The sequence below is a fragment of the uncultured Veillonella sp. genome (genome assembly GCF_934190855.1).
Lineage (GTDB): Bacteria > Bacillota > Negativicutes > Veillonellales > Veillonellaceae > Veillonella.
In genome coordinates this window covers 1-9,407 of record NZ_CAKPTN010000059.1, presented here as the reverse complement: position 1 = coordinate 9,407, position 9,407 = coordinate 1, and the positions used below count along the sequence as shown (strand labels likewise).

At 40.9% G+C, this 9,407-nt stretch carries 6 protein-coding genes and 1 pseudogene; 6 read left to right on the top strand and 1 reads right to left on the bottom strand.

Going from position 1 to position 9,407, the window contains the following annotated elements; all coding sequences use genetic code 11:
• Nucleotides 1-567, top strand: a pseudogene (locus Q0F90_RS04890) (methyltransferase); the annotation flags it as partial.
• Between the two features lie 362 nt (nucleotides 568-929).
• Nucleotides 930-1,958 (top strand): YafY family protein, encoded by a 1,029-nt coding sequence (locus Q0F90_RS04885; RefSeq protein ID WP_296003882.1) that lies wholly within the window; start codon nucleotides 930-932, stop codon nucleotides 1,956-1,958.
• Nucleotides 1,959-2,077: 119 nt separating this feature from the next.
• On the opposite strand, the gene putP is transcribed toward Q0F90_RS04885, so the two are convergent.
• Entirely contained in the window at nucleotides 2,078-3,565 is a 1,488-nt protein-coding gene (gene putP / locus Q0F90_RS04880) for a sodium/proline symporter PutP (RefSeq protein ID WP_296003880.1), read from the bottom strand.
• A 253-nt stretch (nucleotides 3,566-3,818) separates the two neighbouring features.
• Between putP and recQ the strand changes: the two genes are divergently transcribed.
• The 4 genes from recQ to Q0F90_RS04860 form a co-directional block, all read left to right on the top strand.
• A complete protein-coding gene (recQ, locus tag Q0F90_RS04875) occupies nucleotides 3,819-5,684 on the top strand; it encodes a DNA helicase RecQ (protein WP_296003878.1) in 1,866 nt (621 codons plus the stop codon).
• A gap of 209 nt (nucleotides 5,685-5,893) precedes the next feature.
• Nucleotides 5,894-6,685 (top strand): thymidylate synthase, encoded by a 792-nt coding sequence (locus tag Q0F90_RS04870; RefSeq protein ID WP_296003875.1) that lies wholly within the window; start codon nucleotides 5,894-5,896, stop codon nucleotides 6,683-6,685.
• Nucleotides 6,686-6,814: 129 nt separating this feature from the next.
• Nucleotides 6,815-7,309: a dihydrofolate reductase gene (locus Q0F90_RS04865; protein ID WP_296003873.1), complete on the top strand. Its 495-nt coding sequence runs from the start codon at nucleotides 6,815-6,817 to the stop codon at nucleotides 7,307-7,309.
• Nucleotides 7,306-9,407: Tex family protein (locus Q0F90_RS04860; protein ID WP_296003871.1), on the top strand; the 2,102-nt coding region annotated here is incomplete at its 3' end. The genes Q0F90_RS04865 and Q0F90_RS04860, both read left to right, overlap by 4 nt.

The following is a 9,407-nucleotide window of genomic DNA, read 5'->3' as shown; positions in this document are numbered from 1 at the left end:
GCATTGGAAATGTTTGAAAATGAGCTCGTACGAGATACGTTCCAAGCACTTATTAAAGATGGTGGTACTTTCAACATGATTGAGGCCCTCGCTATCTTGAAAGCAGCTCATGAGGCGGCTAATGCGTCTGATGATGAATTAGAACCAGCGGTATGCAGTCTATATAAAGCTGTAGTTGAGCATATGGTACGTGGTGGTATTCGCTTCTATAAAACATTCCCTGTAAAAGAAGAGTACATGGAAGGCTTGTCCTATGTACCAGCACGTTATACAAACTTTGTAAAAGCCATTGCTGATGGCGGTAGCGAATATATTTATGGGGCAAATATGTTCAACGATGCCATTGGTGATATTTCTGAAGAAGACTTGTTATTCATGGAGCTCTTAAATAAACCTAAATCAAAATCTACGTTGATCAAGAAGATTAAAGATTCTCTCTTTAGTGCCGATAAGTCTCAGCCGGCAAAGCATCAAAATGTGATGGCCGAAGCTTTTTACAATGAATTAACGAAACGAATGGAGCAATTAGGCTTTATTAGAAGTAAGAAAAAAGAGAGTATTTCCTAAGCCGTGCCGAGATAGTTTATATCTTAATAAAACTGTAATTTGATGCTATTCATATTAATTTCATTCTAAAAACAAAACCCGTTATACTTATAACATATATATGTAAAAAGTGATAACGGGTTTTATTTTATATAATTAAGTTTAAAATTATTTAATAATTATTACATTTAGTTATTTTATCTTGCCAAAAAAGTATAGTAAATCGATAAATTTAATGAGAAATAAATGAACCATATATGAAAAGTGTGGTATACTATGTATGGGTATTTTTGTGAACATCATCCGGTGTGTTGTGGATGATATTATATATTGTATTAATTACAATGTTGTTTTTATTGTATTATTTGTAAAAGGAGTCTTTTATGGCATCTAAGAAGGCCGTTCTAGTATATATACTAGAAATCCTGAAAAGTGAAACGGATGCTAATCATACTTTATCTCAAGAGGAGATCCGCAGTATATTAGCTGAGCGGTATGAGGTGACCGTTGATCGGAAGACCTTAGGCCGTCATTTAAATGATTTATATGAATCTGGTGATTTCGGTATTCAATGTGAAGAGTCTGCCGTAGGAGCAGATGGCACGATTCGCCGTACTGATTTCTATATGATTCATACTTTTGAAGATTCAGAATTGAGATTATTAATTGATGGTATTTTGGCTTCTCGCCATATTACCGCATCTCAACGTAAGGATTTGATTAGTCGTGTTGCTAAATTGGGGAGCTCTCATTTCAAGCCTCATGGTATTGATATTGAAAGTGCTACAGGTTACCTTCATAGAAGCCAGGACTTATTCCTTAACATTGATCTCATAGAAGAAGCAATACAAAAGGGGAGAAAAATTTCCTTGGCTTATTGCCAACCAGACGTGGATAAGCGTTTACATATTAATCTTGGTCCAGATAACAAGGAACGGAAATATGTATTTAATCCATTCCAACTAGTAATGAATCGGGGACACTATTACTTGGTTGGTAACCACGAAAATTATGACGACATGTCTACATTGCGTGTCGATCGCATTGCACACATTACGGTGCTAAGTGAACGGAGAAAACCTTTACGGGAGATAAAGGGATACCAACAGCAACGCACCTTTAATGTGTCTCAATACGTAAAAGAGCATATCTATATGTTCGGCGGTGAATCTATTACGGTGAGCTTTAAAGCAAAACGTTCTATCGTAAATCAAATCTTAGACTGGTTTGATGGCAATGTGGAATTTACCAATGTAACACCTGATGAGGTTATATGCCGCGTACGTGTAAATCATCACGCTTTTAAATATTGGGCTCTCCAATATATGCAAAGTGTAAAAGTACTTTCACCGGCATCCTTGGTGGCTGAAGTGAAGGAAGCTATAAAAGAAGGCTTACAACAATATTCATAATAAAAGAGCTAGTTGATCGTTGAATCAACTAGCTCTATTTTTTATGTATTCTATTTTGTAGAAAATACAGTACTTGTTTTTTGTGCAGTATTTATTTTCGAAAACATGTAGTGCTCATTTTATAGAACGTGCATTTTCTCCGCTTCTTTATAGTCCTTAAGTACTGGACGTGGAGGTAATTTACCCATGATACTCACTACATAGATAGCGATGGACGAGAAGATAAAGCCTGGCACGATTTCATAAAGGCCAAGGAATTCAAATTGTTTCCAAATGAGTACGGTTAAACCACCAACTACGATACCAGCGATACAGCCGTGACGTGTCATGCGTTTCCAGAATAAGGAGAACAAGATAGCTGGACCAAAGGCAGCACCAAAGCCTGCCCATGCGTAAGCTACCATCGTTAAGATGTAGCTATCTGGATCCATTGCCATGTAGATAGCTACTAATGCAACTAGTAGTACTACGATACGGCTCACGAGCACTAATTCCTTATCACTCGCTTTTGGATGAATGATATTGGCGTAGAAGTCATTAGCAATAGCGGAAGCTGTTACTAACAATTGTGCAGATGCAGTACTCATAATAGCTGCGAGTACTGCAGACCAGATGAGACCTGCTACAAATGGTGTGAAGAGACGTTCTGTCATGATGAGGAATACTGTTTCCGCATCAGTGCCTACCAATTTATCTGGTAACATATATACGTGACCGATGAGGCCTACTGCGATAGCTGCCATAAGGGATAAGATAACCCAAACCATGGCGATGTTCGTAGATTTTTTCAACTCTTTCGCATCTGAGATAGCCATGAATCTTACGAGGATATGTGGTTGACCAAAGTAACCTAGGCCCCAACCGAGGGCAGAGATTAAGCCGATAGCCCAAGTGAACCAATCAGATGGATTACCAAACAAGCTAAGACCTTGTGGGAACTCCTGTTGGATGAGTTGGAACGTTTCTACAGGGCCGCCCATGAACATAGCTGCTGTAATCGGTACTGCTAAGATAGCAAAGAACATTAATGCCCCTTGAATACAGTCTGTCCAAGATACGGCGAGGAAGCCACCGAGGAAGGTGTAAAATACGACGATGCCTGCGGTGATGAAGAGGGATACAGTGTAGTCAAGACCAAAGATGGTGTTGAATAACTTACCGCCTGCTACGAAGCCCGATGAAGTATAAATCAAGAAGAATATCAAGATGAATAGGGCCGAGATGACAGCTACCGAATGAGATTGATCGTGGAAACGATTTTTCAAATAATCCGGTAAGGTAAGGCTGTCACTAGCTACCTCTGTATGATTACGCAAGCGTCTAGAAACGAATTTCCAGTTTGCCCAAGTGCCTAATGTGAGGCCTACAGCAATCCACATACCAGAGATACCCGTCGTATATGCGAGACCTGGCACACCCATGAGCATCCAACCACTCATATCTGAGGCCTCTGCACTAAGAGCTGTAATCCATGGTCCTAGTTGTCGGCCACCGAGGATGTAATCACCGATGCTGTTCGATTTGCGATAATAGTAGACCCCAATATACATCATGAGTCCTAGGTATAAGGCAAAGGCGATAATAATCATTAAGTTGTCTTGTGTCATGCCTATATAAGACCTCCTTAGGTTAAATTTTCATTCTATAGTATTATAAATAATTCTTATTGTATCACATATTAGCACTTTAGAGTGTAAAAATTTGGTGAGATTTTATTGATTTCTATACGAATTTTAAGCATATACTTTCATCTTGGGCATTAGACGGTTAACCTATAAATCATATATACTAATAAACCGAAAATACTCGAAATATGTTAAAATAATAGAATGAAAAAATAGAAGGTGAAAGGAGGTATTCATGGATCAACAAGGGACAACAAAACAAGAAAACCTAAAACAACCAGTTGTGACGAAACAACAAGCACTGCGCATGTTAGAAACCTACTTTGGGTATACCTCCTTTAGACCGGCTCAAGAGGCTCCCATAGCCTCCTTATTACGTAATGAAGATGTAATCGGCATCATGCCTACAGGGGCAGGAAAGTCTATCTGCTTCCAGATTCCTGCACTTTGCAAGCCGGGCCTTACTATCGTGTTTTCGCCACTCATTTCTCTTATGAAAGACCAAGTAGATGGTCTATTAGTGCAGAATATACCGGCGGCACTCATCAATAGTACCCTTACTCAAGCGGAGTTTAATAAAACCATGTACGAGGTGCGCAGTGGTAAGATTAAGCTCTTATATATTGCACCAGAGCGACTAGGGTCTAATTTCTTTTGTAATGTGCTGCGAGCGTTGCCCATTGCTCAAGTTATCGTTGATGAGGCTCATTGTATCTCCGAGTGGGGTCATGACTTTAGACCGTCCTATCGGCTCATTGGTGAGTGGCTTAACTCACTGCCGAAGAGACCTATCGTAGGGGCTTTCACAGCGACGGCTACGAAATATGTAGAAAATGATATAAAAAAACTATTAGGATTAGATAAAGCAAATGTATATGTAACGGGCTTTGATCGGCCTAATTTATCATTCTCTGTCATCCGTACACCAAAACGCATGGATTATGTAGTCCATTACGTTCGTCAACACGCCAATGAAAATGGTATTATCTATTGTGCGACGCGCAAGGATGTAGATCGGGTGTATGAAAATCTAACCCGTGCAGGTATTAAGGTAGGCCATTATCATGGTGGGCTCAGCGACGAGGTGCGCCGTGAGATGCAAAACGCCTATGCTGATGATAAACTGCAGGTCATGGTGGCAACCAATGCCTTTGGTATGGGCATCGACAAGAGTAATGTGCGCTATGTGTTGCATTACCAAATGCCGCGCAATATGGAGTCTTACTATCAAGAGGCGGGCCGTGCAGGTCGCGATGGAGCACCTGCAGAATGCATCTTGCTCTATAGTGGGCAGGATGTACAGGTTCACAAGTATTTGATTGAACAGTCTATCGAGACGCCTGAGCGACAAGAGGTGGAACTTCGCAAGTTGCAGTCTATGATTGACTACTGCTTCTGTAGTAATTGTTTACGTAAATATATGCTTAACTATTTTGGTGAAAGCACCGTCTGGACCACATGTGACAATTGTAGTTCCTGTAAAGGTTCCGCTGATAAGATCAATGTAACGAAAGAGGCGAAGGCTATCTTCCGTGCCATTATGGGGACTGATGAGCGCTACGGGGCCTCTATGATTACCTCTATCGTGCGCGGTGAGCGAACTGATCGCATCATGCGGGCAGGACACGATGCATTGCCTGTCTTTGGTCTACTGAGCAATGTAGACGAGAAATCGATTAAGGGCCTTATTCAACAATTTGTAGCCTCTGGTTACTTGCGTAGTTCTTCAGGTAAGTATCCTGTGCTATCCTTGACGGCTGGTGCTGAGGAGGTCCTCGCTGGGCATAAAGAGGTAGAGGAAATCAGACAACATGTGTCTGTACCATCTCGCACTAGTAGGTCTACCTCCACTGTGGCACGAGGAAAATCTAGTTCCGGATCCGGTGGTTTATTTGAACACTTACGACAACATCGTAAGCGCTTAGCTGAAGAGGCTGGCCTTCGACCATATCTTATCTTCCCGGATACTGTGCTTATTGACTTAGCTAATTTACGACCAACCACATTGGGTGAGTTTGGCAATGTTAAGGGCGTAGGGGAGGCAAAATTGAAAAAATATGGCCTCAGTTTTTTACAGGCCATTGCAGAATATAAGGGATAGTTACAATCTACTGTGCAGATACAGTTTATAGTAATAATGATATAGTGCAGGTTATGTACATAGGCTTTAGCTTATAAACATCGTATAATGTATATAAAATTTACTGCATATATGGTAGTGCTATGTATTTTTTAGTATGATAGTACTATATATTGTAAGATAGAATATTAGTATTATTCGACTTAGTATACATAGATTTAGGGGGATATATGAGTCTAGCAGATACACAATACCTCGGTATTATTGAAAATATTTTAGAACACGGTACATATGGTCAAAATCGTACGGGCATTGCGACATATAAATTACCTCATCAAATCATGCAATTCGATTTGCAAGAGGAGTTTCCCATTTTGACTACAAAATTTGTAGCTTTCAAAACGGCTGTAAAAGAATTGTTGTGGATTTGGCAAATGCAATCCAACGATGTACGTAAATTACAAGAAATGAATGTACACGTATGGGACGAATGGATGCGCGAAGATGGTACCATTGGTAAGGCTTATGGTTATCAAATCGCAAAGTACAAACAATTAGATAATCTCATCAAAACAATCAAAGAAGATCCAGATAGCCGTCGTATGATTGTAACCTTATGGAACATTGAGGATTTAGATGATATGGCATTACAACCATGTGCGTATGAAACATTATGGGATGTAGCTGACGGATATTTGAACTGTATGCTCATTCAACGCAGTGGCGATATGGGCCTTGGCGTTCCATTTAACACGGCTCAATATGCAGCGTTACAATGCATGATTGCTCAAGTAACAGGCCTTAAACCTGGTAAATTTACTCATGTTATCAACAATGCTCATGTGTATGAAAACCATGTAGAAGCATTGCGTGAACAATTAGCACGCCGTGATCAAGCGTTGCCTGCTCCAAAAATCATTGTGAATCCTGAGGTAAAAGACTTCTACGATTTCACGCCGGAGGACGTTACATTAGAAGGGTATGAGCACTTAGGTAAATTGTCCATGACTGTTGCTGTATAGCATAGTATTCATGACCCTTGTTAAATAGCATAATATGTATGGCTGTTGCCATATGGGTGTTCATAACAATTGCTAAATAGTATTACATTTATGACTGTTGTCATATAGTATGAATCGAAAGAGGGCAGTATGTTAGCATTAATCGTAGCCGTAGCACATAATCGTGTAATCGGTAAAGATAATACCTTGATTTGGCACTTGCCGAATGATTTGAAATTCTTTAAAGAAAAAACTACAGGTCATGTCATCATTATGGGCCGTAAGACCTTTGAAAGTTTGCCGTTCTTGTTGCCAAATCGTGAGCATTGGGTAATTACCCGCGATAAAGGCTTTGACGCTCCTGAAGGGGTTACGGTTTTCCATAGCCCTGAGGCGGCTACAGAAGCAGCACGTGCTCTTGATGCGGCCTATGTCATCGGTGGTGCCCAAGTATATGAGGCTTTCTTGCCTTACTTGGATACGATGTACATCACAGAAGTAGACCATGAATTTGAAGGGGATGCATTTTTCCCTGATTTCCCAGAGGAGGCTTTCACCATTGAATCCGTAGTAGACGGCGTAGTGGATGAAAAGAACAAGTATCCTCATCGTTTTGTAACCTATCGCAGAAAGGCATCTAAATGAGTGAAAGAATGTTTGCCATTATTGGCAGTGAATTAAATGTTAAGCCAAAGCAGGTGCAAGCTGCCGTAGAATTGTTGGACGAAGGCAATACGGTGCCATTTATTGCGCGTTACCGTAAAGAGGTAACAGGCGAATTACAAGATGAGCAATTGCGTATCATTGAAGAACGCATTAAATATTTGCGCAACTTGGAAACACGTCGTCAAGAAATCATTGCCTCTATTACAGAGCAAGAAAAGATGACTGACGAATTGATGAAAGCCTTAGAGGCTGCCACAAAGCTTCAAGAATTAGAGGATTTGTATTTGCCGTATCGACCTAAGAAACGCACACGCGCTATGATCGCTCGTGAACGTGGCTTGGAGCCGTTGGCAGAAATGATTCTTAACGATACGGTTACCTCTGGTGATCCGTTAGAGATTGCTAAAGAATTTGTAACGGAAGAGGTGCCAACACCAGAGGATGCTATTCAAGGTGCATCTGATATCGTAGCGGAAATCGTTAGCGATAGTGCAGACTTCCGTGCGTACTTGCGTAAAAAGATGTGGAACGAAGGCTTTATTCAAGCTGAGTTGACTGGTGATGAAGAGGTACAGCAACAGTTCTTGCAATATGCAGAATATGCTGAGCCTGTTCGTCAAATGCCGTCTCACCGCATCTTGGCGGTTAACCGCGGTGAAAAATTAGGGGCCTTAAAATTAGCCCTTACAGTACCAGGTGATACATATGTAGCGTACATGGTGCAAAAGTTAGAGAAAAATCCAAAGTCTATCTTTGCAGATTATAAAGCAGCGGCTGTAGCAGATGCGTACAAACGTTTAATTTTCCCTGCTTTAGAGCGCGATATCCGCAATGAGTTGACTGAAAACGCGGACGAGCAAGCTATCAAGGTGTTTGGTGTAAACCTTAAAAACCTATTGTTACAACCACCTTTGGCAGGACATGTCATTATGGGCCTTGACCCTGGGTACCGTACAGGCTGTAAGATGGCTATCATTGACCAACAAGGTAATGTACTAGATTACGGTGCCTATTATTTAACGAATAGTGAAAAGCTTCGCAAGGAAGCACAAAAGGTATTGGCTGATAAAATCCGCAAGTTCAAAGTTACCCTCTTATCCATTGGTAATGGTACTGCATCTTACGAAACAGAGCAGTTTGCATCTACCATGATTGAAGAGGAAAAATTAGATTGCCACTATATCATCACCAATGAAGCAGGTGCATCTGTATATTCTGCTTCTAAATTGGCTATCGATGAATTACCAGATTTAGACGTAACAATTCGCGGCGCCGTATCCATTGCACGCCGTGTACAAGATCCATTGGCTGAATCTGTTAAAATTGATCCTAAATCTATCGGCGTAGGTCAATACCAACATGACGTAAACCAAAAACAATTGACTCATACCTTAGATCAAGTAGTTGAAACTGTAGTAAACCATGTTGGGGTAGAGCTTAACACAGCATCTCCAGCTATCTTACAACATATTGCAGGTATCTCTAGTACGGTGGCTAAAAACATCGTTGCGTACCGTCAAGAGAATGGCGTATTTAAAAGTCGTAAGGAATTGTTGAAAGTACCTCGTTTAGGTCCCGCAGCGTTCACACAATGTGCTGGTTTCCTTCGCTTGCAACACGGTAAAAATCCGTTAGACAATACATCTGTCCATCCTGAGTCCTATGAATTGGCGGAACGCATCATTGGTGAATTAGGATTTACCTTAAAAGATTTACAAGATAAAGCGCAACTAGAAGCGTTGCAAGTGAAATTACCGCTCGTTGATGCGGAGAAAATGGCCGCAAAACTTGATGCAGGGGTACCAACTGTACGAGATATTCTAGCTGCTTTGGCAAAACCAGGTCGCGATCCTCGTGAAGATTTACCGGCACCGCTTACGAGAAAACATGTAGTAAGCCTCGAAGATATCAAGGTCGGCACTGTGGTAAAAGGTACAGTTCATAACGTAGTTGACTTTGGTGCCTTCGTAGACTTTGGTCTTAAAACGAATGGTCTTTTGCATCGTAGTGAATTATGCAATAGCCGTCAACATCCATCTGATGTGCTTGCTGTAGGCGATATTATCGAAGCTCAAAT

Coding starts and splice junctions, on each gene's coding strand:
- Q0F90_RS04870 (WP_296003875.1), top strand. CDS start 5,894: ATGAGTCTAGCAGATACACAATACCTCGGTATTATTGAAAATATTTTA.
- recQ (WP_296003878.1), top strand. CDS start 3,819: ATGGATCAACAAGGGACAACAAAACAAGAAAACCTAAAACAACCAGTT.
- Q0F90_RS04885 (WP_296003882.1), top strand. CDS start 930: ATGGCATCTAAGAAGGCCGTTCTAGTATATATACTAGAAATCCTGAAA.
- putP (WP_296003880.1), bottom strand. CDS start 3,565: ATGACACAAGACAACTTAATGATTATTATCGCCTTTGCCTTATACCTA.
- Q0F90_RS04865 (WP_296003873.1), top strand. CDS start 6,815: ATGTTAGCATTAATCGTAGCCGTAGCACATAATCGTGTAATCGGTAAA.